This window comes from Bradyrhizobium iriomotense, from assembly GCF_030160715.1.
GTDB lineage: Bacteria > Pseudomonadota > Alphaproteobacteria > Rhizobiales > Xanthobacteraceae > Bradyrhizobium > Bradyrhizobium iriomotense.
The window spans coordinates 65,221-87,610 of record NZ_BSOW01000027.1 but is presented as its reverse complement, the minus strand read 5'-3'; the positions used below and the strand labels follow the sequence as shown (position 1 = coordinate 87,610).

The following is a 22,390-nucleotide window of genomic DNA, read 5'->3' as shown; positions in this document are numbered from 1 at the left end:
AACTGTGCTGGCTGCCCTCACGAGCGCGATAGCCACGCGCCGGCTCGGCTGCTTGTCCTCGTCTTATCTGACAAAGCTGATTGAATGGATCGTCGGATCCGCAACTGGCGAGCACGCAGAGTCTTCAATTGCATGCCCCTTACGAACGAGCGACCGATAGAGCGCATCAATCACTGAGCCAAAAACGCTTTCGAGAAACACACTCTAGATTCCCAAGAAGCGACGCTTGGCGATGCCGTCCAGTTTGATGTCTTCGGTCTTTTTCTAGGACGCGACAGCCCTTTCGCGGGGTCATCAAAGCTTGCCCAGATTCCCACAGCCAACCACAGCAACAAATATAGATGCTCGAGCCACGATTTCAGATTGACCATGCGGCTTGACCGATTCCAGAGAGTCAACCGGCCACAACGCAAATGAGGTGACGGGAGCCGCGACCCGAGTCACTTTGGTTGAGCGGCTTCAGGCCAATCTGAGAACTCCATCTCGAATCGACGAGAGCCGACGGGTTTGGTCGTGAATTTCACGGTCTTTCCGGAGAGATCCGCCAACGAGCCGGATGCGAATTTGAACACCGTCTTACCCCTAGCTGCGATACCGGCGGCCCTGTTGTTCTCCATGACCGAGGAGCCGTCCCCCTCCAAGAGCTGACCGACCGCATATCCTTCGAGGGCACGATGAACGTCGAGAGAAGCTAAGTACCTCCCTTTCTCACTGTCCCATTCACTGACCGATATCGACGTGATTCCTGCGTCCTTCAACAGCCCGTCCGCAATGCGGCAGGTATATTGAAGGCTGACAATGACGTGCCCATTTCGATCACCTACCGGCTCTCGATCGGTTCCGTCTATGGTGCAGTCGTAGCGTCGGATTGAGTCCGCGAGCGCCCCCCCAGTCAGCCCGAGCAACCCGAAAGCAGAACATAGTACAATAATGAGAAACGGTTGCTTCATTTGCCGATGCTTTCGCGGACATGTCTTCGCAAGAATGTACAACTTGACGCAAGGTCCGATTCAAGCTCCTTCGATCTGCTGTTGTGTGGACTCATGCTGACCTCCGTCGTTGTCGGTACAGAACGGCTGAGAGACGTGCGCAAGGTTGAGCTGTAACGAAAACTTGATGGCGCTCGGGCGCCACCGCAAATCCTCCTACACAATATCTACGCAGCTAGAATTTACGCAGTTGGAAAAGAGGGGCCCGCGCGCTTACACGGGATCGGACTTCTCCGGCCCTTCAACACGTGGCTCTACGTCCGAGCTAACCTCCTTCGCCAGGCTGTGTCCCTTTGCCAGGCGTCGGCCCAATGCTTCTACAAATGAATCGTAGCGCTCGCGTCCTTTCGCCTGGGCTGCTGGTTGCGCCGTGTCAGGTAAAGGCGGAGTCGCTGTCAGCCAAAACCGGACGAACAGGGCTAGCGCTTCGTTCGAAATCGTGACGTGGCGTTCAAGCCGCTCGAGTTGGCGGGTCAGCCGGTCCAATCGCCGGCTGAGCGCCGCCTCCATTCGCTCCGAATTGTCGGGCGACAAGAACGTGGAAAGCGCCGTCTCCACAATCAGCGCCTGAGCCACCCGCCTGCGGCTGGCATAGTCAGCGAGCTGAATAGCGAGATCCGGCGGCAGACGAAAGGTATGCTTGGTTCGCATGTCCTCAGCTCAGAGATCTAGACCGTCGGCCGGATCCATTGCGGCCTGACGCGCAAGACTTGAAGCCTGTTTGCGAAGAACGCCGGCGCGCTGAACCTCATCGTCACCTTCCTCATCGGCAAACTCGAACTCTGCCCTTTCCGGGCTGCGGTCGATCTCCACCTCTTCATGCTCGCCGAGCTCCGGTTCACGCCGAATGCCGCCATTGGCGGGATCGCTGCTGGAAGTACTGTGCTGCTTCTCTGTAGACCGCTCCTGTTTGGTTCCTAAAGCGCTAGGCAAAGGCAGCCTGCTCCAGTCGTCGTGCGACGATTGGATGGCAACTTCACTGTTACCGGACCGAGCCGGAGGAAGTACGCGTTCACGCAGTCGTGGATCTTGGTAGTAGCGTGCCTTCTTGGCTCGGATTGGCGGGCAGCCCGAGACCAATACTAATTCATCGTCCGATGGCAACTGCATGACCTCACCGGGTGTCAGCAGGGGTCGTGCCGTTTCCTGCCTGGACACCATCAGGTGCCCCAGCCAGGGGCTCAACCTGTGACCAGCATAATTTTTCATAGCGCGCAGTTCGGTTGCCATTCCGAGAGCCTCCGAGACCCGTCTTGCAGTTCGCTCGTCATTCGTCGCAAACGCGACGCGGACATGACAGTTATCGAGAATGGAATTGTTCGGGCCGTAGGCCTTTTCGACCTGGTTTAGGGATTGGGCGATCAAGAAGCTCTTGAGGCCATAACCCGCCATGAACGCCAGCGCCGATTCGAAAAAGTCGAGCCGGCCCAAAGCGGGGAACTCGTCGAGCATCAACAGAACGCGATGCCGGCGTGCCTCGGCGCGGAGATCTTCTGTGAGGCGGCGTCCGATCTGGTTGAGGATCAACCGCACCAGCGGCTTGGTTCGGCTGATATCTGAGGGCGGCACAACGAGATAGAGCGTTGTCGGTCGCCTCGCCTCCACGAGGTCGCGAATACGCCAATCGCTGCATCGCGTGACCCGCGCCACCACCGGATCGCGGTACAGCCCGAGAAAGGACATCGCGGTCGACAGTACTCCGGAACGCTCGTTTTCGCTCTTATTCAGGAGCTCGCGCGCTGCGGACGCAATGACGGGATGCGGACCGACATCGCCAAGGTGCGGCGTTGTCATCATCGCGCGCAGCGTCGCCTCGATGGGCCGCTTGGGATCGGAAAGGAAGTTGGCGACGCCCGCCAATGTCTTGTCGGGCTCGGCGTAAAGCACGTGCAGGATGCCGCCGACCAGAAGCGAGTGGCTTGTCTTTTCCCAGTGACTGCGTCGTTCTAGTGCTCCTTCGGGATCCACCAGGACGTCCGCGATGTTCTGGACATCCCGAACCTCCCATTCGCCCCGACGGACCTCGAGCAGTGGGTTATAAGCCGCGGAGTTTCGGTTCGTCGGATCGAATAGCAGCACCCTTCCATGCGAAGAGCGAAAACCAGAAGTCAGAGTCCAGTTCTCGCCCTTGATGTCGTGGACGATGCAGCTACCCGCCCAGGTCAGAAGGGTAGGAACGACTAGGCCGACGCCCTTGCCTGATCGCGTCGGCGCAAAGCAGAGTACGTGCTCGGGCCCGTTATGTCGAAGATAGTTGCGCTCGAACCGCCCGAGGATGACACCATCCGGTCCAGTAAGCTGCGCTGATCGAAGTTCGAAAGGAAGCGCCCAACGCGCAGAGCCGTAGGTTGCGGCCGTCTTCGCCTCTTGGGCTCTCCAGATCGACATAGCAAATGCGACTATGATCGAAATGATGCCACCCGATGCTGCGATGCAAGCCCCCTCAGTGAATATCATTGGGGCATAGGCGTCGTAGGCATACCACCACCAGAAAAACGCGGGCGGCAGGTACACGGGATTGCCATATCCGAGCTCAAACCAGGGTTGCCCGAGTTGCGGCTGGAATCCGAGTTTCCAAGCGACCCACTGGGTCGCCGCCCAGGTCGTCACGAGCACAATGGCAAGGACAACAATGATTTGGCCCCAAAGGACCTTCGTCGTAGACATGGCAAGCGTTCATGAAACCCTGCCAGCGTTGATCCACAATTCTAAATTTGCGCGAGCGTAGAAATGGCGGCGTTCGCGTGGGCAGAATGAACTTGGACCTGGAGCTCTGCAGCGATCCGCCGACCATTCGCATCGTTCTCCGATGCAGTTTCTCCTCGCTATTGTGGGCAGAACTGCATGGCAGCGGCCTCGGCTGCTGATTCTCCAAGCTGTCCCCGAGCAACACTTGCCGGTTGATCCGATGGGGCACGCGGCATCACGCTATAGCCCCAACCCTCGCTTGCGGACCAGCTTCCATTCGACTCTGCCGCCAGGGGTCATAATGCCAGATAGTTCCTTTCCGAGATGCTGTTCCAAAGCTGGCCGCCAAGGCACCAACTCAAAGCCGAGCCCATCGTCGATCATGACGAAACGCCCCGAGGCAAGCGTCACGCGCTGACGGTAGATTCCGATCACATCATCGCCCTCAGTTGAGGGCCGATATGCAAGTCCTGTGACGGCAGAAAGCTTGGCTGTCGCTGCGTGCAGCTCGCGCTGCTGCAAGGTCGCTAGCAAGTCGCGTGCAAACACGATGCGCTGTCCGTTGCGGTGAACAAGACCTTGGCCAACGAGGTGATCGAGGCGCGCATCCATTGCGGACCGGACCTCGGCGCCGAACCCGCGCCCGCTGAGCGGCGGATTTTTGGCGAGAAGCTGGCGGTCGAGCCAGGTAGCGCCCCTCGCGGTCACCTGCTCCTCGATCGACAGGTCCGAGCGAACGGCGAGTGACATGCGACGTTGTCCGTTTCCATCTGTGTAGGCGCGCAGCTCGACGATAGCGCCGGCTGGCGCATCGCTCGTAAATTCAAGATCGTCGAACCTTAGATGATGAGCTCGACCATCGATGCCCGCGACGATCGCATAAGCGGTGCCCTTCAACTCATCGTCCAGACCACGTTGAACCAGACGGCCAAGGACGGGATCTGTGGGGTCTGCTCCGTGCAGGGCGAAGGTGGCGATGTCCGCCTCCCGGCCCTCGGCACCCATTGCTCGATGCATGGTTTTGATGATGTCGCCGCGCGTGCCGAGCTGGCGAAGGGTCTGCTCGAGCCCCGGTTTCAAATTCCAGCAGGCGGGCCCTGTAGGTTCGGCGAGGCCGAGGCGTTTGAGCTTGGCCGCCCTGCCGAGCAGCAGCCGGCGCAGCTCTGGATCCTCACCCTTGCGTCCGGGCCTGAGATCCGCCACGCCGGCGCAGTCGTCGCAGATGTCGCGCAGCGCTCGGTCAAGGCTGGTCCAGCGCTCAGCCTCGACCTCCCGCTCAAGGCTGGTGCGAACTTCCCGTTCGCTCCTGGGTCCAAGCTCAAGTGTAACGCGGTCGGCCGCGCGATCGCGAAGACCGCGGCTGATGTACTCGCGGCTGATCACGAGGTCTTGTCCGTCATCGGCACGGCCACGTATCAGGAGATGGACATGCGGGTTGTCCGTATTCCAGTGATCGACCGCAATCCAATCGAGCTTGGTCGCGAGATCTTTTTCGACATCGCGCAGTAGCTCGCGCGTAAATGCCTTTAGATCACCTAGCGCCGCGCCGTCCTCAGGCGAGATAATGAACCGGAAATGGTGACGGTCGCCCTCGCAGCGCTTGGCGAAGCCCCGCTCGTCGACTGCATCAGAGCTCGCGTCAAACATCGCGGCATCCCGGCCATCCCGTGTAACGCCCTCACGTTTAAGATAGGCGACGTGCTTGGCCAGTGGCGCAGAGCGGAATCGCGTTCCCCGATGGCGTACGACGCGCGCTTTCGTGACCACACGCCGGGCGTTCGAGCGCAAGCGGATCGAGATTGCCGCACGCCGGCCGCGGCCAAAGCTCGAGCGGCCGCGGTCCGAACCTGTTTGGAAGCTGTTGCCAACGTGTCCTGCCCTCTTAGCGGCACGCATGACCTGTCCGACGAATGTTTGCGGCCGCCTCGCACCACGGTTGCCGTGGTCAATGCGCCCAGGCCGGACGCGCAGGTCATCGTCGCGCATTGTCATGGCGCAAAAAGGCTCCGTGCCGTTGAGGTGGCGCAATAACAGTTGATTTCGTTGGAGTAATTTGCTGAATGGCTGGCAGGAGCAGTTGCGCCGCTGCTAAATTGTCCAATCCAACCAACCACAACGGCCGGACCGACGGCCGGCCTTTTCCCTTGCCATCCGCGGTCGGTTAGTCCTGCACCTTTCCCAGCACTCTCCAACTCGCGACAACGCGCGACGAAATGCGATTGGGATCATTGGAACTTCGCTTCGGTTGATCGCTGCACAAACAGCCTGCTCGTGCCAGGTACGAGCGCGAGCCCGCCAATGGTTGGAAAGCCTTTTGGGCTATTCATGAAACCCAGAGCGGATGTCGATCTGGCACTAACCCGCGAGCGGTCGGAGCGGTCGACGAATAATGCTGCCTGCCGCTTTGGAACGGTTTCTCGGATGGCCAAAGTCGCGTGCTCGTGCTGTTTGGTGCCGATCAAACGTACGAGCCTGGCAACGTAGATTTCTGTTTCCTGAGGGAGTGGTCGCCCCGTTGCAAGATATGCCTCGTAGCGCTTTGGACCGGCGTTGTAAGCTGCGAGAAAGCCCTCAGATCCAAATCGGTCGAGCATCTCGCGAAGGTAGGCCGTGCCTGCAAGAATGTTGTCGTGGAGGTCAAAGGGATCGACACCGAGATCGTAGCGAGTCCTTAGCTCGACCCAAGTCTGTGGCATGATTTGCATGAGGCCCAACGCGCCCCGGGAGGAAACGGCGCCCACATTGCCGCTGCTCTCGACTTGCAGCATGGCACGAATCCAGTGCTCCGGAAGTGCAAATCGTCGAGAAGCTTCAATCAAGAAGGCAGCGTATAAATCGGTATGCGGAGAGCTCAGAGAGCGCGCGCCGAGCGCCAGTATTGGCGCCTCCGCCAAGGCGTTCGACGGCAACTGAAGAGCCAGCACGACTCCCATCAGCCAGACTGCCATTGCATGAATTAAAGCGCAGGTACTTGCGCTCGAGCACGCTGTGGGTTGCAGGTCCGGCCGCTCAGCGTGAGGCCCTCGGTGACAGGCACCGAGAAGCGCGATGATTTTCAGAAATCTGGCCGAGACGGAGCAGGAGTGTTGTGATCCATCGACCAGCGAAACTACATATCCATGAAGTGGGCGGAGCAAGATCAGTCTCCCTCTGTCCAAACCGGCAGGGCTCGTCCGATGACCGCCGATGCTGGAATTGGCCCGAAGTAACGCCCATCGAACGAGTCGGCCGACTGCCAGTTCATGAGAAAAACTTCACCTGACGCTATGAGGCGGCATCCGAGCCATACCGGCAGTGGCCGGCCGCGTGCATCGCGCTCCCGCGCCAGTCCCATTTCGATGCTATCGACGGAGATGGTGCGGCCATTTCTGCAAACGGTTTGTCCTGGCAACGCCAGGACGCGCTTGAGCATGGGAACACCGATCGGCAGATACCCATTCAAGTCCAGGAAGCTGGCAAGTGGCTCGGGCGGCCGAACTGCCACAAGCTCAGTGACAGTCAATTGCCCGGCTGGCTGTAGACGATAAAGGCCGATCGGGACGCTGTCCGAAGAGTTCCAGATGTATGATGGCGTCGCCTCTCTGTCGGACGACAGCAAGAGAGTTATCGATCCGCAGATCGCCAGAACAATCGTCAGCCGTCTCATCAGAGCCCTCGCTTTCGACGGCGTAGCCAGGCCTGATGGCGCGCTTGAGTGTAGGTTCGCGGGGTTTCGCTGACCGAAAGACGGTTATGAACATGATGCCAGTAATCCGGCGCAGCATCGGCGGGATTGATCCCAAGTGCCTCCACTGCATCAATCAATTGCAGTGCCCGCTCGACTTTTGCCCATCCTGACAATCGCAGCAGGCTCTCTCCGCCAGGAATGACCCAGGGGATCGTTGAGTATCGCTGCCGAGACGAGGCGGCGCGCAAAATGTCGATGCGGGACAGCACGGTTCCAAAATCATTGGATGTCCAGCGCACGAAAGCGAAAATGCTTCCGGTCGCAAATGAAAGAACGCGCCGGTGTCGGTCAATGATCTTCTCCGATATGGGCCGACCGAAGCGAATGCGATTCTCGATCCGCCCTTTAAGCCACAAGAGTTCAACTGTTGTGAGATCGCTCATCCGACGGCTCCTTTGTTTGGAGACGTCTTTAGGCCGCGCTTAGCCGCGGTTATTTTTCGGAATAGGCCAACAACGAGGATGGCAGCGGCGAAACCGTTGTGGTGAACCGTCGTAAGGCGTCGCTCGGAAAGCCCTGCGACCGTCACCTGGCTCATCGCAGACAAATGGCTCTGACTTGTTAGAAAGGATCCGAAGGATTCCAGGTTAGCAGAGTTACGGGCGCGAAAAGCGACTGCACAGCAGAAGGTTAGCAGTAATCTACGTCCCCGATAGCACGAAGGTCCGGTCCCCGATGGCACGAAAGTTCTGGGCCCTGATAGCACGATGCAATTCACAGGTTTTCCCCCGACTGAGAGATGCGCCCGCGCCTTTGCAGCCGTTCAGCATTGGGACGGACCTGAAGTGGCGCGAAGCTCAATCGCTCCGCACCGTCATTGTCACGCGTGATGACGAGCCGATATCCGGGCAGAGTCTGACGATGGACAATTTGGCGTAGGTCGTAGGCAAAGTGTTTGAGCGGGGATAGGCTGCCCGACTTGGCATGAAGGTGGACGAAATCAAAGCTCCAGCCGCCTGCTTGACGACCGCCATGTTTGCGCACGAGGCGATAGAGCCAGCGCTCAAATCCGCCTGTCAGATCGAAATAGGCGCGGTCGATCGTCAACACCAGCGCTTCATCCAGAACAGCAGTGTAGAACCAATCCGGCAAGATCAGCTCGATTCCGTAGGCGCGGCCGTGCAAATCGGCTGTCTCGCGCCATTCATTGATCCAGGAGAAGCGATGCCGTCGGCGCTCGGTCGGCTGGCGGATCGAGGTCAGGACCGTTGTTGATTGTAGGCGGTCGAGTGCAGCCTTGAGGCGCTCATAATCGCGCACGCTGGTGCCGCGGCCTGCAAAGGTCAGGATCTCATAGGGGGTGGCCGCCATCAACCTGGACGTTTTCAGGCCGGCGTCGCGAGCCTCGACAATCTGCGAAGCGGCCCAGATCAGAACGTCCGCATCCCAAATCGTCGCCATGCCGTGTTCCGGCACAGCCTCCACGCGAATCGTGATTGTCCCAGCGCGGAAGTCGATCGGCACAACTCGTTTCGATTTTGCCAGCGAGAAGAACGGATAGGCCATCAAGTCTTGCGCGTCGCGCGGGGCCAGATCGCGACGCAATGAGCGAAAGAGATCGAGTTGACCGCGCTCCGAATGACGTCGCCCATGGTCAGAGGATTTGCTGTCCGACATGGGTCAGCGCCGCTCCTTGCCCGCATACGGAATTGGTGTGTGGCGCTTTGCGGGCAGGACCGTGCCTATGCCTGGATCGCTGGTCGATTTCTTGGCTCCGCGATCCACCCACGCTTTTAGGTCGTCGATCGCATAAACAACGCGACCGCCGAGCTTGCGGTAGGTCGGCCCCGTGCCATAGGTGCGATGCTTTTCCAGAGTTCGGCCGGATAGGCCGAGAAATCGCGCCGCTTCGGGGGTGCGCAAGTATCGCGGCGGCAAGCCGGCGGTCGGATCGGACATTCGAGAAGCTCCGTGCTCGTCTGGAGGGCGAGCGAGTCTGATCGCGCGCCGACGAGCAGCATGGCGGAGTAGAAGCGCTTAGAGGGATGCCGAAGTTACAGGTGTATTTTTCGGCACCCCTACTCGGTTCCTTCCCATATGACAGCAGAGCACCATTGGTCGGTCCCACACATCAGCCGAAACGGGTCGCGCATAATAGTCCCACGCCTTTTGTGGGTTTAGAGGGCGCCGGAATTGTTCGCGGCCCGAATCACAGTTGGAGGAGTGACGGGTAACTCGTCGATCTGACCATCGAAGGCGCGCCACCAACGTCAATCCTTCGCGATGTAGGAAAAATGAAAGATAGGTTTTGGTTGACGGCTTGATTGCGCGCCACAGACGGTAAGGGGCGCCTGCGCCGATCTCGAAATCTGCAACGAGCGGCAGTTTGACTAAATAGTGGCACGGACTTGCCGTGCTGTTTCAGAAGACAGACATCTATCCACTCGATGAATGTGGGCCATCAAAACTATTGATTTTTCCTGATTTTAGAAATGAGAGATAAACAGTCTCGGCTTGGAGTACTTAAGGTCGATCGGGATGGGCTGTCATCTTCCCTTGGATCTGCAGCGAGCATCGGCCGAGGCGCAAGCCCAACGCAATCGCCTTCTTCGCAGGACGACGTGCCCCTGATCGTGCCATCCGGCACATTCCTCTTGGTCGTGTCAGCGGCTATTTTCGATAAACACAAGTATAGGTTTGCCTCACCTCTCCGTATCGATATTGCTCAGCTGCTTGCAACTTGGCGACCGTTTGGCTGCTTCGGCTCCGCAAGGAAGAGGTCGCTGCCGATTGCCGCTCCAGTGCTGCGGTTTTGCAAATGGATAGAACTCGTGGCAGCTGAATCGTTTCGGAACATTGCATAGGCTATCTTAACGACCGGGTACAAATGGATGCCACACGCCATGCAAATCTGCCCTCTGCAACACTGCACGATCGTACGTATCGCCTTATGGGGTGTGCGCGCTTGGGCCGGACCGAACTCAGGCAGGGCTCACGGAGCAGAAGAATCAAGGCCTGATCCCATCTATTTCATCTGACTTTCTCGCCGGATGAACTCCCCCTCCTGGATAGATGGACACAGTTGAAACGCATCTCGAGCGCATTACTGGTGCTGCTTCTTTCGATCGGATGAAGGGTTCCGGACGGTCGCTCTGTCTGTCCAAGATAGAAATGTGGAATGATGAGCCAGGACATAAACAATTCGCCTGCAGTGTGCTTCCTTCTGGGTCTTCCCCGCTCGGGGACGACGCTGCTGGCGCATTTGCTTCAACGGCACCCGGCTATTATGGCTCCGCCTGAGCCCTGGCTGATGTTGGCACTTGAGGCGTTTGGTCGGGTCGACCACTGTCATCCGGCCGGGGCGTCACTGGTTCAGGCCGCAAACTCGGAATTCCTAGACCGAATAGATCGAACGAGCGCCACTCGTGCTTTTGCCGATGCAGTTTATGGTCAGTATTTGGCAGCCGCCGGCAAGCGCACGCTGATAGACAAGACTCCGCGCTATTGGATGCTGCTCGATTTTTTGGATTCCCTCTATCCGGATGCGCCGCGAATTGTTCTGATGCGCAATCCCTATGCCATTGCCGCTTCACTGAAATCGACGTGGGGCGTCCCGCTTCTGTCGGCAAGTTCTCCGTCCGCGGTCGCAGCGTGTCTCGCCGATATCGTTTTGGGACGGCCTACGCCCGCGATCGCATCTTCTATTGCCGATCTCGTCCTGGGTCTGCCCGCGCTTGCGGCGTACCGCAGTCGGTCTCACACGCAGGTGGTGCAGTACGAACTCCTCGTGGCGCATCCTGACGAGGAAATCCGGCGCGTGCTTGCCGGCCTTGGTTACGCTCTGGCCGAGATGTCATCGGCACCGTTGGAGCAAACGGACTATCTACGGTCCAGCACTTTCGGAGATCGAAAGATCCTAGAGAAAAAAAACATTGACGATCGCTCAGTCCAGATTTGGCAAACCGAATTGAGCATCGAAGAAATGCAGGTAGTGACCGATCTAGTCGGGGTCCAGCTTTTGATCGAGCTCGGCTATGAGCAGGACCTTCGGTTAGCAGAACAAGCCGGCGTTGTAGATAAGGGCCCGGCGGTCACCGAAAGCTATCGCCAGTTGTTTCAAAGCTGCTGGGATTTCGTCAAGAGCAAGACAGGAGAGTCATTTGACACTGCAGCTAGCGGCGCCGAGCTAAACAGCATTGGCCAGCAAGCTGGAGAGAACTTACCCTTGGCTTTCGGCCCCTCGATACTTCTGCAAGCGCAACGTCTGGCCGAATCCAAGAGGGAGGAGAATTTGCGGGTCGCAAATTCAATTGCCGCGCAGTTGACTGAAGCGCTCACGGCCTCGAGGGCCGCTCTGCCAGGAGGCCATTCGTGACGCGTGATGAAGTTGAGAGGCAAGTTCGTGCGCTTGAGCAGACCTCTTGATTTCGGAAGCCACTCGAGGCGCAGCTTCAGCCCTCATGCGCAAGCAACATGAAAGCGGAGAACGACAAATTGCGGCATTTGACGCATAGATGGCCGAGATATCCAGCACAGATCAGAACAATTGCTAAGCTCCTCTCGTCAGAATTTGGTGTTCTCCGGGCGCCCGCGCCATGCACAGGCCGTCCTTCCATACTTGCACTCGCGAAATTCAGGGAAACGCAGCAGCGGCAACGTCATCGAGCATCGGAAGTCTTGACCTCGGCAGCCTTACACAACCCCAAACTGGCCACCGTGGCGTCAGAGTAGACGTTCGCATACTCAAGTTAGAGGAACCCGGTGTGGCGACAGGCAGCCGACATCTCTACAGAGCTCCCCAAGACTTATGTCATAGCTCGGTCACGACGGCGCGATGGAGTACCTTCAAAGGTGGGCGAACAATCTTCAACACCTTTTTTCTATTTCCTCCGAGATGAAGGACGAAGCAATGCGCGATAGCCGCTGCGCATCAGCGCCAATCCGGCCTGAACCAGGCGGATAACTCGGCTTCGCAGCTCGTGGGTTTTCCAGGCCCGCTCAGAGATGCGTCGTTGGCCAAATAGCACCTCTGCGATGGCACGATAGCTGGCGCCGTCCATGTGCCCATCAAGGGCGCGCAGGCTCAAGGCCAATCGCTCACGCTGTTGTGCCGATATTTGGTGAAGCGGAGGTGCTGGCAGACGGCCCGTGATTGCACGCCAGAATTGACTTGAGGCGTGGGCGCGGATCTCGAAGTCCGCGTGCTCCAACGGCAGTTCGATTGCATAAGCGGCATCGAACCGCGGCGCCTGTTTCAGCCACAAGTGATGCTGGGTTCCGTCAATGCGCAATACAGCATGCCAACCATCATCTGCGCGTCTGATGCTGTTCGATGCAAGATCGGCAAGCAGCCGAGCGATAACGCCGTCCGAATCGGCCGCGCTTTCAACGATCGGTAGCACTGCTGGCATAGCCTCTGGCGCCCAGAAGATGGTCTGCTCGTGAAAAGACCTCTGCGGGTCATGGGCGAAAGCAGAGGCCCCATCTCCTCCGAAACTCAGGAGTCACTTGCCCGTTTTTCGAGAGCGTGTCTCGGTAGTCAGCCTGATATTCGGGATTGCGACGCAGGCTTTCCCAAGCGAAATCCGACATCTCGCCGGCCGTGACGCTCTGATACGACTGAGGTGAGCGCCAGTCGAATTTAGACACTGCTGTGATCTCCCGCCAAAACAAAATTGCGGCGCGGTGTCTATAAAGCCCTGGGTTGTTGCGGAAGTCCCTAATTGTGCATCACACGTGATGCACATATTCGATCACGCCATCAACGAGAGAAATTATTTTATCGGGCGCAACCCAGACGATAGATTTTTGCTATTCGGGATCGCCAATGCGAAGTAACTGGCCGTAGCCGTGGTCAGCTATCCATTTTGCGCGAGCCAAATGGCTGTCGTATGCATTGCGAGCGCGGACGGGCTCGCATTCAGGATCAAGATGCAACACGATCCGCACGACTTCTTCCCAGTCGGCGCCATCCGCCTCAGCATCGAGGAGGCGCCAATACGTCACCAGATGCTGCTCGTCGTACGTCGTCAGCACCGACTCATTCGGCACGACGTCCGCGATCTCTGGATCTAACGCCAGTTTTTTCATGTAGGCTCATGCGGTGAGTGCGCTATCTTCGTTGACGAACTTACCGCAATAGGGCGGCTATAGCCAGTGGTTTGGTGGTCTGCCTAATGGCTGCTTTAGCGCATGAAAGCTCGTGCGCTTGTGGCCTGGAATGTACGAAGGATCCGTGTGGGTCTCGGTATTCCGCAGGAGCAATTGGCTTACGATGCGGGGATTGACCGCTCATACATGGGCGGCGTTGAGCGGCAAAAGGAGAACCCAACAATTGATCTTCTCGATCGGATCGCTCAAACGCTAGGTGTTCATTTATCTGAATTCTTTGTTCAACCGCCGAAAGGAGCGACGTCTCAAAAGACATTGCGCAAAGGTCGCAAGCCGACACGTTCACGTCACAAAAAGAAGTAGGCACTGCTCGCATAAATTCGCGCGGAAAACATAGAAATTTGACCGAAACTTTGAATGGCTGCGGGAGTGTCGTAGGACGGTGCAGTCTCGGAAATAGGTCGTTGGCGCGCCCCTCCACGAAAGCGTTGGTGCCTCGCGGGGGTCAGGCAAACTCGCAGCGTCACTTCAACCATCGACTGAAACGGCTTAGGCGAGACATTCGTTGTCAGGCTGGACCACGAGTCAAATACATAGAACAGACCTATCAATAGGGTATCGCTATCGATCTTCATCGGCCATGGCAATTCGCTCCCACGCCATGGAAAGTCGCTGCAGAACTCCGGCGCGGCGAGCGAATGCGCGCGCAAAATCGAGCATGAGGAGATCGTCGAGCTTATTAGCCCGATTTACAAGCTCGGCGCCTGCCCCCATGGCCGATCACGTGCGCTGTTACAATCCGGTCCGGTCTGCTGTCTGCAATCTCCGATTGTCAGAACGTTTAGAACGATCGACCTAAACGCGACCTATCGGTTCAGACCGAGCCGCCGAAGCCGATAGTCGAGTTGAGCTCGGCTGATCCTGAGCGCGCGTGCGGCAGCCGAGACGTTGCCGCCGGCCCGCGCCAGAGCCGCCCCATACGTGGCACGTTCAACATCCGCAAAGGACGCGCCGGGATCGGCTGATGGCGCAGCAGGCGCCTCAGGCTGCGCACCGTCTGCGTGGAGCGGCACCCGTCCGAGCCGTCCCTCGCTCGTGAGCTGGATCGAGAACGGTGGCAGCAGCTCGGAGCCGCTGAAGAGATGGCCGAGGTCGATCACACCGCGATCGTCGGCATAGACCACGCCGCGCTCGATCAGGTTCTGCAATTCGCGGATGTTGCCGGGATAATTGTACTTGAGCAGCGCATCGGTTGCGCGCCGGCTGAAGCCGGTGAGACGCCGGCTATGTCGCGCGCAGTAGACGTTGAGGAAATGCGCCATCAGGAGCGGAATGTCGTCGCGCCGGTCGCGCAGCGGCGGGATCGCGATCGGAAACACGCAGAGGCGGAAATAAAGATCCTGCCGGAAGCGGCCAGCCGCGACTTCTGCCCTGAGATCGACATTGGACGCCGCGACCACTCGCACATCGAGAGAGATGGTCTTGATGCCGCCGACGCGCTCGATCTTGCGTTCCTGCAGCGCGCGCAACACTTTGCCCTGCGCCGAATAAGTCAGCGAAGCGATCTCGTCCAGGAACAGCGTGCCGCGCGAGGCGCGCTCGAAATAGCCCGCGCGTGAAGCGATGGCGCCGGTGAAGGCTCCTTTCTCGACGCCGAACAATTCGGATTCGACGAGCTGCTCCGGGATCGCGGCGCAGTTGATGGCGACGAAGGGACCGGCACTGCGCCGGCTCATCGCGTGCAACTGACTGGAGAACAGCTCCTTGCCGACGCCGGACTCGCCGACGAATAGCACGGTCGCATCGGTGGCGGCGACCCGTTCGAGCTGGCGCCGCGTGCGAACGAAGGCCGCGGACACACCAACAGCGACATCGCTCTTGGCATCGACTTCCGCAAGCGCCGCCTGTTTGGCAACGGGGAGCTTGGTCGCGAGGTGAAGCGGGCGACTCTTCCATTCCAGACCAAAATATTGCCGCTCCGGCGCGTCGCTCCAGGCGTCGGCGTGCTGACCGATGATCACGCAGCGCGGCGCGCCCATGGCAGCGCATTCGACCTCGCGAAAGATAACGGGCCTGCCGAACAGCTCTGTGGTGTAACCGGAGGGATAACCCACTTGGAGCCAGCACACCGGCTCGGTGGCAAGCCCGTAGCTCGCAACATGCTCGGCAGCTTCCGATGAATCGTCCCAGTAGAACTCGCCGAAATAGGTGCCCTTGTCGCGGTCGAACTCGAAGTGCCGCGTCGTGACCTTGACGAAGCCTTCCAGCGTGTGCACCCGCGGTCCGGCGGCCAGCGCGTGCGTCAGGTCTTCATGCGGAAAGCGCTTCTGGATCAGCGCGGCATCGCGCGCGCCCTGCATGTAGCCGACGCGCATGAAGATCGCCTTGGCAGTCTCCATGCCGAAGGCGTCGATGATCTCGGCGCGCAGACGTCCCAGCACCTGCGATTGCATCAACACCATGCGCTGGTCGTTGAGCCAGATGCGACCATCGCCAAGCGCGAAATGCAGGGACTCCGCGAGGTCATCGAAGGTCGGCGGAGCGCTGGTGTGAAGCTCGCTGCTCGCGCCGCGACTGAGAATTTGCGCCGAGCGGCGCGACGCCTCGGCGAGCGAAATCAGGGACTCCTTGTCGGGCATGCCGGCCTTCGATTTCACTAAATCATGAAATCGAGCTTAGAGGGTTTTCACGATTTCACAAAGTGATTTGAGCGAGGGCGCGGGCCGCGATGCGCCCTCGTCGGCTCGTCATCGACCTCATCTATTTGAAATAATTTGATAATTATTCACATCCAGAGCCTTCGCCGGTGATCAGAACCCGCGTGGCACCGGCCTTGCTATTCCCCCGGATTAAGGGAGGACAACGAAAACAAGAGGGCTGGCCCCGCAGTCCCGAGCACCACGGATGGTGCTCATCTGCGTCCGGGTCACGACGACGCATCGCCGACGTGCGCTCTTGCGACTGTTTCCCTCCCCCATGCCGCAGGCATCGCGCCGTGCGGATCTGCAACGACAGCCCGCGCTGGCGGGACACTGGAGGATACTTTGATGAACACGCAGACCCACAATTTCATCGCCATCGAGCGATGGCAGGGCAAGGCATTCCTTGGCGAATGGTCGGCGACCAGCGGCGGCGTGACCGATGTCAGCGATCCCGCGACACGCGCTGTGCTCGGCACGGTCGGCATCGGCAATGGCTCTGACATCGCGAAGGCCGCATCAGAGGCGCGGCTCGCACAGCCGGCCTGGGCAGCCAGGCTGCCTCAAGAGCGCGCTGCAATCCTCAACAAGGCGGCCGACCTCCTCGAGCGCAATGCCGAGGAGCTGATCGGCTGGATAATACGCGAGAGCGGGTCGATCCAGCCGAAGGCGGCAATCGAGATCGAGCACGGCGCCGGCTTCGTGCGTCATGCCGCCGCCGTTGCGCTCGAGCCGAACGGAATCCTGCTGCCGTCGATGGAGCCGGGCCGCTCGAACACAGCCCGACGCGTACCGCACGGTGTCGTCGGCGTGATTTCGCCATTCAATTTCCCGCTGGTGCTCTCGATCCGCGCCATCGCGGCCGCGCTCGCGGTCGGCAATGCGGTCATCCACAAGCCAGATCCGCGCACGGCTGTGTCGGGCGGCATCATCATCGCGCGCATCTTCGAGGAAGCCAGCCTGCCGCGCGGCGTGCTGCAGGTCGTGCCCGGCGGCGCGGACGCGGGCGAAGCCATGTGCGCCGATCCCAACATCGCGATGATCTCGTTCACCGGCTCGGCCGCAGGCGGCAGCAAGGTCGGCGAGGTCGCCGGCCGCAACCTGAAAAAAGTTCAGCTCGAGCTCGGCGGCAAGAATTCGTTGATTGTGCTCGACGATTCCAATCTCGATATCGCAGCGTCCAACGCTGCCTGGGGGGCATTCCTGCACCAGGGGCAGATCTGCATGTCGACCGGTCTCGTGCTGGCGCAGAAGAAAATCGCCGAAGGGCTGGCAAGCCGCATCGCAGAGAAGGCGCGGCATCTGCCGGCCGGCGATCCCTCGTCCGGCCGTGTTGCGCTCGGACCGATCATCAGCGACGCACAGGTCGCGAAGATCCAGTCCATCGTCGACGATGCGGTGGCCAAGGGCGCGCGGCTGCTCGCCGGCGGCGTGCATGACGGCCGCTATTATCAGGCGACGGTGCTGGCCGACGTGAAGCCCGGCATGCTTGCCTTCGAGGAGGAGATCTTCGGCCCGGTCGCCTGCCTCGCCAGCTTCGAGACCGACGATGAAGCGGTCGCGCTCGCCAATCGCTCCGACTACGGGCTTGCCGCCGGCGTCATCTCCGGCTCGATCGCGCGCGCCCGCGCGGTCGGCGAGCGCTTGAACGTGGGCCAGCTCCACATCAACGACCAGACGGTGAACGGCGGTCCGTTCGCGCCCTTCGGCGGCCGCGGCCGCTCCGGCAATGGCAGCCGCGTCAGCGGCCCCGCCATCTGGGAGGAGTTTACACAGTGGGTCTGGACCTCCGAGAAGCCGCAGGCAACGCCCTACCCGTTCTGATCTTCCGCATGGCGTCCGGCGCGCACTGCGCCGGATGCCCACGCTCCCAATCCCCTTATTCCCTGTCCGGAGATCCACAAATGAAGATCCGTGCCGCCATCGCCCGCGAAAAGGGCGCGCCGCTCAGCCTCGAAAGCGTCGACCTTGAAAATCCACGCGCTAACGAAATCCTGGTCAAGGTGGCCGCGACCGGCGTCTGCCATACCGATCTCGTCGTGCGCGACGGCATGCTGCCGACGCCGCTGCCTGTCGTGCTCGGCCATGAAGGCGCTGGCCTCGTCGAAGCCGTCGGCGCGGCGATCACCAAGGTGAAGCCGGGCGATCATGTGGTGATGACGTTCAATTCCTGCGGCGCCTGTCCGAGCTGCCGCGATCACGCGACCACCTATTGCCACGAATTCTTCCCGCGCAATTTCTTCGCGACTCGCGTCGACGGCAGCAGCGGCCTTTCCAGGGACGGCGAGCGCATCAACGGCAACTTCTTCGGCCAGTCCTCCTTCGCAACCCACGCGCTCTGCCATGAAGCCAATGTCGTGAAGGTGCCGAGCGATGCGCCGCTCGAGCTGTTGGGACCGCTGGCCTGCGGCGTGCAGACGGGCGCCGGCGCGGTCCTGAACGCCTTGCGCGTTTCGCCCGGAAAATCCTTTGCCGTGTTCGGCGCGGGCTCGGTCGGCCTGTCCGCCCTGATGGCCGCGGTCGTCGTCGGCGCGACCACGATCATCGCGGTCGACACCAAGCCTTCGCGGCTGAGCGTCGCCAAGGCGCTTGGCGCGACGCACACGATCGATCCGACCAAGGTCAATCCGGTCGAAGAGATCATGCGGACCACCGGCAGCGGGCTGAATTTCGTGCTTGACACGACCGGCCTTCCCGCCGTGATCCGCAGCGCGGTGGAAAGCCTCGGCCCGCGCGGCGCCTGCGGCATCCTGGGGGCTTCGGGACCCGATGCCGAGATCGTCCTCAACGAAACCCACTTCATGAGCGGCGGCCGTCGCCTGATCGGCATCGTCGAAGGCGAGTCCAATCCGGACATTTTCATTCCGATGCTGATCGATCTCTACCGGCAGGGGCGCTTCCCCTTCGACAAGCTCGTGAAGTTCTACGCGCTCGACGAGATCAACAAGGCCATCCGCGCCTCGGAAACCGGCGAGGTCATCAAACCGATCGTGCGAATGACCTGAGACAGATGCGAACGAACAGCAATCAAGCAGACAACATGAGGAGGAAACCATGACCACACGACGTCAATTCCTGAAGAGAACGGCCGCCGGTGCAGCGGGCCTGAGCCTCAGCGGGCTCAACCGGCGCGCATTTGCAGCCGCTGACGATGTCATTCGGATCACGCCGAGATAGGCGCGCCGTACGGCCGGATCGGCCATCGCCGCAGCCGAATCGCCCTCGGCAATGACGGTCCCGGCGTTCATGCAGACCAGCCGGTCGATCATATCGAGCAGCGCGTGTAGGATGTGCTCGATCCAGACGATGGTCATGCCCGATCCTTTAAGCGTGACGGGCTCTCCTGCAACCAATCTGTCGGGAGGCAGCGTCAGGCCGTCGCCATCGCACGCGCGTTGATGAGCGATCCGAAGCTGCTGCTGCTCGACGAAGTCTCGCTCGGCCTTTCACCAGCAGCCATCGAGGGACTCTACGCCAATCTGGCGGCGTTGAAGGCAGAACGGGATATCGCGATCGTTCTTGTCGAGCAGGATCTCGACCATGCGGTTCCGACCGGCTGATCTGCATGCTCGAAGGGTGCGTCGAGCTTCAGGGGTGTGTTTCGGCGTGGGGTCTCGACCCTAATCGGCGTGGGGGCCGACTAATCAGATTCAATGCAATCAATGACTTGATGGGGTCCCGAAGACACCGATGGGGGTCATTTTTCGATCAGCATTCACACACTGTAGTCACCCTGTTCGAGCTCGCAAGGACACTGGTGCCTAGTTTACCCGAAAGGAATCTTGCAAAGCGCCTCCCAAAACAGCAAAGCGAATTGAGAGGAACCAGTCGATTGTGATTGATCCGTCCGTCTTGACGACGTCTTTCTGCCGGCGTCAAAGAACGCCCCGCCCGATCGGATCGGGCGGGGCGTTGCGGGAGCGAGGCTTACTCGCCGGTTTTGCGCGGCCGTGACCAGAGGAGCGTGTAGCCTTCGCCGGCTTCATCGTCGAACAGGTTCGCGTAGATGGGCGCGTTGAACGAAGGATCATCGAGCTTGAGCGAGAGGTAGTCGCGGCCTTCCTCGGAGCGCTTGGACCAGGCTGCCCCGATTTCCGCCCGGCCCACATAGACGCGGTGGCTGGGCGCGTTCTCGTTTGAGCGGTTGGCCTCGGGGACGATGCGGACGCCCCTGGCCTGCAGACTCAGCGTGACGATCTCACCCTGGAAATCGTTGCCGACCTTTTTGAACGAACCGATGCTAGCCATGTCAATTCTCCTTGAGTTGTTTCGAGCCCCGCGACCACCGCGGCCTCGATGGCGATCTGAGAGCCGAAGACGATCGGCGACGCACCCGCTTTCTCGCGGGCCGGAGCGCTAAGCGGAGGACGCCGACGGGAAGACTTTCTTGTCTCGCGAGGAATGGGCGTTAGCCCAGGGGAAGAAAGTCTCAACCGGCGGCGTTGCGGCTCAGACGATCGAGGCGCAGCCGGTCTTCGGCCAGATCAAGCCAACGAGGCAAGGTGCGTCCGAGCGCTGAACACAAACTTAAGCGGAAGACGTGGCAGAGCTCGACTTGCAATACAAGAAGGTGACCGGTTTCGAGGTAGAGAAAGAAAGAGCGTGCGGGAAACGGCGACATTGTCGCTAAGAAAAAGCCCCAACCGAGCCTCTCCCATTGACCCCGGACAGGGCCGAATGAGGCCGGCACAGCTGTGGTCTAGCGGAACGAAGAGCGCCGCCCTGTTCAGAAGCTTTTCAATGAGAGTCACGGGGACGCCCGAACGGAAAGCAATCCCAGATATAGCGGCCAAGCACTATTCCTTGTCAGTCCATCAGGGCCGGTTAAGGCAGACTTTGCTCGCCACTGCGCATTTGGCGATCGCGGCGAGCCGTTATTCCGCTCGAGGCTTAGTCGTTGACAAGATGACTCGTGAATTTTTTGAGCCGTTCCGGCAACGCACGGACCAGCCGGGTTGAGCCAGGGTCCGCCTCTTCGCCGCTCAGATCGAGGATTTGAGTATCTCCGGGGGAGACGCCCGCCGGGGGGCACGGTGCAATTTTCAACTGCTTTGCCGAGCGCGCTTGGTGTTTCTGGTCGTCTGGCCGGGCGCCGATTGGAATGAGGTAGACCGCCGTCGCGCGTGCCTTGCTGCTAACTCCCAAGGGCTCGCCCCGCCCGAGTAGATCGGGCGGGACGCTGGTCGAGCGAGGCTACTCGCCGGTCTTATGTAGCCCCGAGCCCGACGCTGCGAGACCTTGGATGAATGATGCTAGTCTGGCGTTCGATCAGGCGTATCGAGTGTTACACAACCACTCGCCGCGCGCGACACGCAGGTGCAGACTTTGCTGTTCCTCGCTCGCTCTTCACTGCTAAAGAACACGTCACGATGATCGACCTCAGCCGACGCCTCCAGGATCGGCAGCACGCAAAGACCGCATTCTCCGCGCCGGCAACCGAAGATCATGCCGACACCGGCATCTTCAAGCGCCTCCAGCATGGAGCGATGGGCAGGGACGTCAATTTCCAGGCCCAATCGGGGAACCCTGATCTTGAACGGGGCGGCCGCGAAGCCTCCGGTATTGCCGAACGACTCGTATCGGAGGTGCGTCGCGGGCCTGCCCGCTTGGTTCCAAAGCTCTTTGGCCGCCTCCAACATGCCGAACGGGCCACACACGTAGAGCTCGCCACGCGCGTCAAGTCGGGCGATCTCGCCGCCGATGTCGATCCGCTGCCCTTCTTCACCGACGAAAAGCTGAAGCCGCTCGCCGACGTAAGTGGTCAGCTCGTCCGCAAGAGCGAGGTCGCGACGGCTGCGCGCGGCATAGAGCAAGCGAAAATTCGCGTTAGCTTGGTGCAGTGCCAGCGCCATCGTGTAGATCGGCGTGATGCCGATGCCGCCGGCTAGTAGCAGGTAGTCCGGCCGGCCGTAGCTTAATTCGAAGCTGTTTCCCGGCTCGAAAATCGTGAGTCGCTCGCCCACCTTGAGGCGCCACATGCCCACAGACCCGCCCCGGCTCGACGCGAGCCGCTTGACGGCGATGCGATACAGTCCGTCGGCACAAGGTCCCAGCAATGAATAGCTGCGAAGCTGCGGCCGCCCATCAGTCGGCACAAGGACGTCGATGTGACTGCCAGGCGTTACCTTGCCCAACGAGCGGTCCGGCTCGATCTCGAAAAGACGGACGTCAGGAGTGAGATCGCTAGTGGCGCGAAGGCGTGCACTAATCCGTTCCATCGGCTTGGCCATGACTTT

20 protein-coding genes and 2 pseudogenes are annotated in these 22,390 nt (G+C 60.0%); 6 read left to right on the top strand and 16 right to left on the bottom strand.

Features of this window, described 5'->3' with window-relative positions:
• Nucleotides 1-440: 440 nt before the first annotated feature.
• The 9 genes from QQL28_RS45975 to QQL28_RS32070 all read right to left on the bottom strand — a co-directional run bounded on the left by QQL28_RS45975 (nucleotide 441) and on the right by QQL28_RS32070 (nucleotide 9,303).
• Nucleotides 441-758 (bottom strand): hypothetical protein, encoded by a 318-nt coding sequence (locus QQL28_RS45975; protein WP_348522535.1) that lies wholly within the window; start codon nucleotides 756-758, stop codon nucleotides 441-443.
• A gap of 444 nt (nucleotides 759-1,202) precedes the next feature.
• Nucleotides 1,203-1,640: a CopG family transcriptional regulator gene (locus QQL28_RS32105; protein ID WP_284271972.1), complete on the bottom strand. Its 438-nt coding sequence runs from the start codon at nucleotides 1,638-1,640 to the stop codon at nucleotides 1,203-1,205.
• A gap of 9 nt (nucleotides 1,641-1,649) precedes the next feature.
• Nucleotides 1,650-3,656: a conjugal transfer protein TraG gene (locus QQL28_RS32100; RefSeq protein ID WP_284271970.1), complete on the bottom strand. Its 2,007-nt coding sequence runs from the start codon at nucleotides 3,654-3,656 to the stop codon at nucleotides 1,650-1,652.
• A 261-nt stretch (nucleotides 3,657-3,917) separates the two neighbouring features.
• Nucleotides 3,918-5,669 (bottom strand): relaxase/mobilization nuclease domain-containing protein, encoded by a 1,752-nt coding sequence (locus tag QQL28_RS32095; RefSeq protein WP_284271968.1) that lies wholly within the window; start codon nucleotides 5,667-5,669, stop codon nucleotides 3,918-3,920.
• Nucleotides 5,670-5,902: 233 nt separating this feature from the next.
• A complete protein-coding gene (locus QQL28_RS32090) occupies nucleotides 5,903-6,625 on the bottom strand; it encodes a lytic transglycosylase domain-containing protein (RefSeq protein ID WP_284271966.1) in 723 nt (240 codons plus the stop codon).
• Between the two features lie 191 nt (nucleotides 6,626-6,816).
• Nucleotides 6,817-7,323: a S26 family signal peptidase gene (locus QQL28_RS32085; RefSeq protein WP_284271964.1), complete on the bottom strand. Its 507-nt coding sequence runs from the start codon at nucleotides 7,321-7,323 to the stop codon at nucleotides 6,817-6,819.
• Nucleotides 7,323-7,787: a DUF2840 domain-containing protein gene (locus tag QQL28_RS32080; RefSeq protein ID WP_284271962.1), complete on the bottom strand. Its 465-nt coding sequence runs from the start codon at nucleotides 7,785-7,787 to the stop codon at nucleotides 7,323-7,325. The genes QQL28_RS32085 and QQL28_RS32080 overlap by 1 nt, the downstream gene beginning before the upstream one ends.
• A gap of 331 nt (nucleotides 7,788-8,118) precedes the next feature.
• Nucleotides 8,119-9,021 carry a replication initiator protein A gene (locus QQL28_RS32075; RefSeq protein WP_284271960.1) on the bottom strand — a complete coding sequence of 301 codons (903 nt, stop codon included), beginning with the start codon at nucleotides 9,019-9,021 and terminating at the stop codon, nucleotides 8,119-8,121.
• Between the two features lie 3 nt (nucleotides 9,022-9,024).
• Nucleotides 9,025-9,303 (bottom strand): helix-turn-helix transcriptional regulator, encoded by a 279-nt coding sequence (locus tag QQL28_RS32070; protein WP_284271957.1) that lies wholly within the window; start codon nucleotides 9,301-9,303, stop codon nucleotides 9,025-9,027.
• A 1,219-nt stretch (nucleotides 9,304-10,522) separates the two neighbouring features.
• On the opposite strand from QQL28_RS32070, the gene noeE reads away from it, so the two are divergent.
• Entirely contained in the window at nucleotides 10,523-11,719 is a 1,197-nt protein-coding gene (gene noeE / locus QQL28_RS32065) for a nodulation protein NoeE (protein ID WP_284271955.1), read from the top strand.
• A gap of 505 nt (nucleotides 11,720-12,224) precedes the next feature.
• Here noeE and QQL28_RS32060 read toward each other — a convergent pair.
• From QQL28_RS32060 to QQL28_RS32050, 3 genes are all read right to left on the bottom strand, one after another.
• Complete coding sequence (locus tag QQL28_RS32060; RefSeq protein ID WP_284271951.1) at nucleotides 12,225-12,755, bottom strand: DUF2285 domain-containing protein; 531 nt, start codon at nucleotides 12,753-12,755, stop codon at nucleotides 12,225-12,227.
• A gap of 49 nt (nucleotides 12,756-12,804) precedes the next feature.
• Nucleotides 12,805-12,936: a transcriptional regulator domain-containing protein gene (locus tag QQL28_RS32055; protein ID WP_284272039.1), complete on the bottom strand. Its 132-nt coding sequence runs from the start codon at nucleotides 12,934-12,936 to the stop codon at nucleotides 12,805-12,807.
• Between the two features lie 219 nt (nucleotides 12,937-13,155).
• Nucleotides 13,156-13,434, bottom strand: a complete 279-nt coding sequence (locus QQL28_RS32050; protein WP_284271949.1) for a DUF2285 domain-containing protein — start codon at nucleotides 13,432-13,434, stop codon at nucleotides 13,156-13,158.
• A 102-nt stretch (nucleotides 13,435-13,536) separates the two neighbouring features.
• Between QQL28_RS32050 and QQL28_RS32045 the strand changes: the two genes are divergently transcribed.
• Complete coding sequence (locus QQL28_RS32045) at nucleotides 13,537-13,818, top strand: helix-turn-helix domain-containing protein (RefSeq protein ID WP_284271946.1); 282 nt, start codon at nucleotides 13,537-13,539, stop codon at nucleotides 13,816-13,818.
• Nucleotides 13,819-14,321: 503 nt separating this feature from the next.
• Here the strand turns inward: QQL28_RS32045 and QQL28_RS32040 are convergent.
• Nucleotides 14,322-16,094: a sigma-54-dependent Fis family transcriptional regulator gene (locus QQL28_RS32040; protein WP_284271943.1), complete on the bottom strand. Its 1,773-nt coding sequence runs from the start codon at nucleotides 16,092-16,094 to the stop codon at nucleotides 14,322-14,324.
• Nucleotides 16,095-16,502: 408 nt separating this feature from the next.
• On the opposite strand from QQL28_RS32040, the gene QQL28_RS32035 reads away from it, so the two are divergent.
• From QQL28_RS32035 to QQL28_RS46250, 3 genes are all read left to right on the top strand, one after another.
• A complete protein-coding gene (locus QQL28_RS32035) occupies nucleotides 16,503-17,978 on the top strand; it encodes a benzaldehyde dehydrogenase (RefSeq protein WP_284271940.1) in 1,476 nt (491 codons plus the stop codon).
• 80 nt (nucleotides 17,979-18,058) lie between these two features.
• Entirely contained in the window at nucleotides 18,059-19,159 is a 1,101-nt protein-coding gene (locus QQL28_RS32030; RefSeq protein WP_284271937.1) for an NAD(P)-dependent alcohol dehydrogenase, read from the top strand.
• A gap of 49 nt (nucleotides 19,160-19,208) precedes the next feature.
• On the top strand, nucleotides 19,209-19,331 hold the full coding sequence (locus QQL28_RS46250) for a twin-arginine translocation signal domain-containing protein (protein ID WP_431309676.1): 123 nt from the start codon (nucleotides 19,209-19,211) through the stop codon (nucleotides 19,329-19,331).
• Here QQL28_RS46250 and QQL28_RS46245 read toward each other — a convergent pair.
• Nucleotides 19,325-19,402: pseudogene (locus tag QQL28_RS46245) on the bottom strand (ABC transporter ATP-binding protein C-terminal domain-containing protein); the annotation flags it as partial. The gene QQL28_RS46250 and the pseudogene QQL28_RS46245 overlap by 7 nt on opposite strands.
• Nucleotides 19,403-19,513: 111 nt before the next feature.
• Here QQL28_RS46245 and QQL28_RS32020 point away from each other — a divergent pair.
• Nucleotides 19,514-19,743: pseudogene (locus QQL28_RS32020) on the top strand (ABC transporter ATP-binding protein); the annotation flags it as partial.
• Nucleotides 19,744-20,081: 338 nt separating this feature from the next.
• Here the strand turns inward: QQL28_RS32020 and QQL28_RS32015 are convergent.
• Together QQL28_RS32015 and QQL28_RS32010 are read right to left on the bottom strand one after the other, a co-directional pair.
• On the bottom strand, nucleotides 20,082-20,402 hold the full coding sequence (locus QQL28_RS32015; protein WP_258768666.1) for a DUF736 domain-containing protein: 321 nt from the start codon (nucleotides 20,400-20,402) through the stop codon (nucleotides 20,082-20,084).
• A gap of 1,004 nt (nucleotides 20,403-21,406) precedes the next feature.
• Nucleotides 21,407-22,384 (bottom strand): PDR/VanB family oxidoreductase, encoded by a 978-nt coding sequence (locus QQL28_RS32010; protein ID WP_284271927.1) that lies wholly within the window; start codon nucleotides 22,382-22,384, stop codon nucleotides 21,407-21,409.
• Nucleotides 22,385-22,390: the final 6 nt, after the last annotated feature.

Excerpts from the sequence above, each read along its gene's own strand:
- QQL28_RS32105 (WP_284271972.1), bottom strand. The coding sequence starts at position 1,640 with ATGCGAACCAAGCATACCTTTCGTCTGCCGCCGGATCTCGCTATTCAG.
- QQL28_RS32100 (WP_284271970.1), bottom strand. The coding sequence starts at position 3,656 with ATGTCTACGACGAAGGTCCTTTGGGGCCAAATCATTGTTGTCCTTGCC.
- QQL28_RS32095 (WP_284271968.1), bottom strand. The coding sequence starts at position 5,669 with ATGACAATGCGCGACGATGACCTGCGCGTCCGGCCTGGGCGCATTGAC.
- QQL28_RS32090 (WP_284271966.1), bottom strand. The coding sequence starts at position 6,625 with ATGGCAGTCTGGCTGATGGGAGTCGTGCTGGCTCTTCAGTTGCCGTCG.
- QQL28_RS32085 (WP_284271964.1), bottom strand. The coding sequence starts at position 7,323 with ATGAGACGGCTGACGATTGTTCTGGCGATCTGCGGATCGATAACTCTC.
- QQL28_RS32080 (WP_284271962.1), bottom strand. The coding sequence starts at position 7,787 with ATGAGCGATCTCACAACAGTTGAACTCTTGTGGCTTAAAGGGCGGATC.
- QQL28_RS32075 (WP_284271960.1), bottom strand. The coding sequence starts at position 9,021 with ATGTCGGACAGCAAATCCTCTGACCATGGGCGACGTCATTCGGAGCGC.
- QQL28_RS32070 (WP_284271957.1), bottom strand. The coding sequence starts at position 9,303 with ATGTCCGATCCGACCGCCGGCTTGCCGCCGCGATACTTGCGCACCCCC.
- noeE (WP_284271955.1), top strand. The coding sequence starts at position 10,523 with ATGATGAGCCAGGACATAAACAATTCGCCTGCAGTGTGCTTCCTTCTG.
- QQL28_RS32060 (WP_284271951.1), bottom strand. The coding sequence starts at position 12,755 with ATGCCAGCAGTGCTACCGATCGTTGAAAGCGCGGCCGATTCGGACGGC.
- QQL28_RS32055 (WP_284272039.1), bottom strand. The coding sequence starts at position 12,936 with ATGTCGGATTTCGCTTGGGAAAGCCTGCGTCGCAATCCCGAATATCAG.
- QQL28_RS32050 (WP_284271949.1), bottom strand. The coding sequence starts at position 13,434 with ATGAAAAAACTGGCGTTAGATCCAGAGATCGCGGACGTCGTGCCGAAT.
- QQL28_RS32045 (WP_284271946.1), top strand. The coding sequence starts at position 13,537 with ATGAAAGCTCGTGCGCTTGTGGCCTGGAATGTACGAAGGATCCGTGTG.
- QQL28_RS32040 (WP_284271943.1), bottom strand. The coding sequence starts at position 16,094 with ATGCCCGACAAGGAGTCCCTGATTTCGCTCGCCGAGGCGTCGCGCCGC.
- QQL28_RS32035 (WP_284271940.1), top strand. The coding sequence starts at position 16,503 with ATGAACACGCAGACCCACAATTTCATCGCCATCGAGCGATGGCAGGGC.
- QQL28_RS32030 (WP_284271937.1), top strand. The coding sequence starts at position 18,059 with ATGAAGATCCGTGCCGCCATCGCCCGCGAAAAGGGCGCGCCGCTCAGC.
- QQL28_RS46250 (WP_431309676.1), top strand. The coding sequence starts at position 19,209 with ATGACCACACGACGTCAATTCCTGAAGAGAACGGCCGCCGGTGCAGCG.
- QQL28_RS32015 (WP_258768666.1), bottom strand. The coding sequence starts at position 20,402 with ATGGCTAGCATCGGTTCGTTCAAAAAGGTCGGCAACGATTTCCAGGGT.
- QQL28_RS32010 (WP_284271927.1), bottom strand. The coding sequence starts at position 22,384 with ATGGCCAAGCCGATGGAACGGATTAGTGCACGCCTTCGCGCCACTAGC.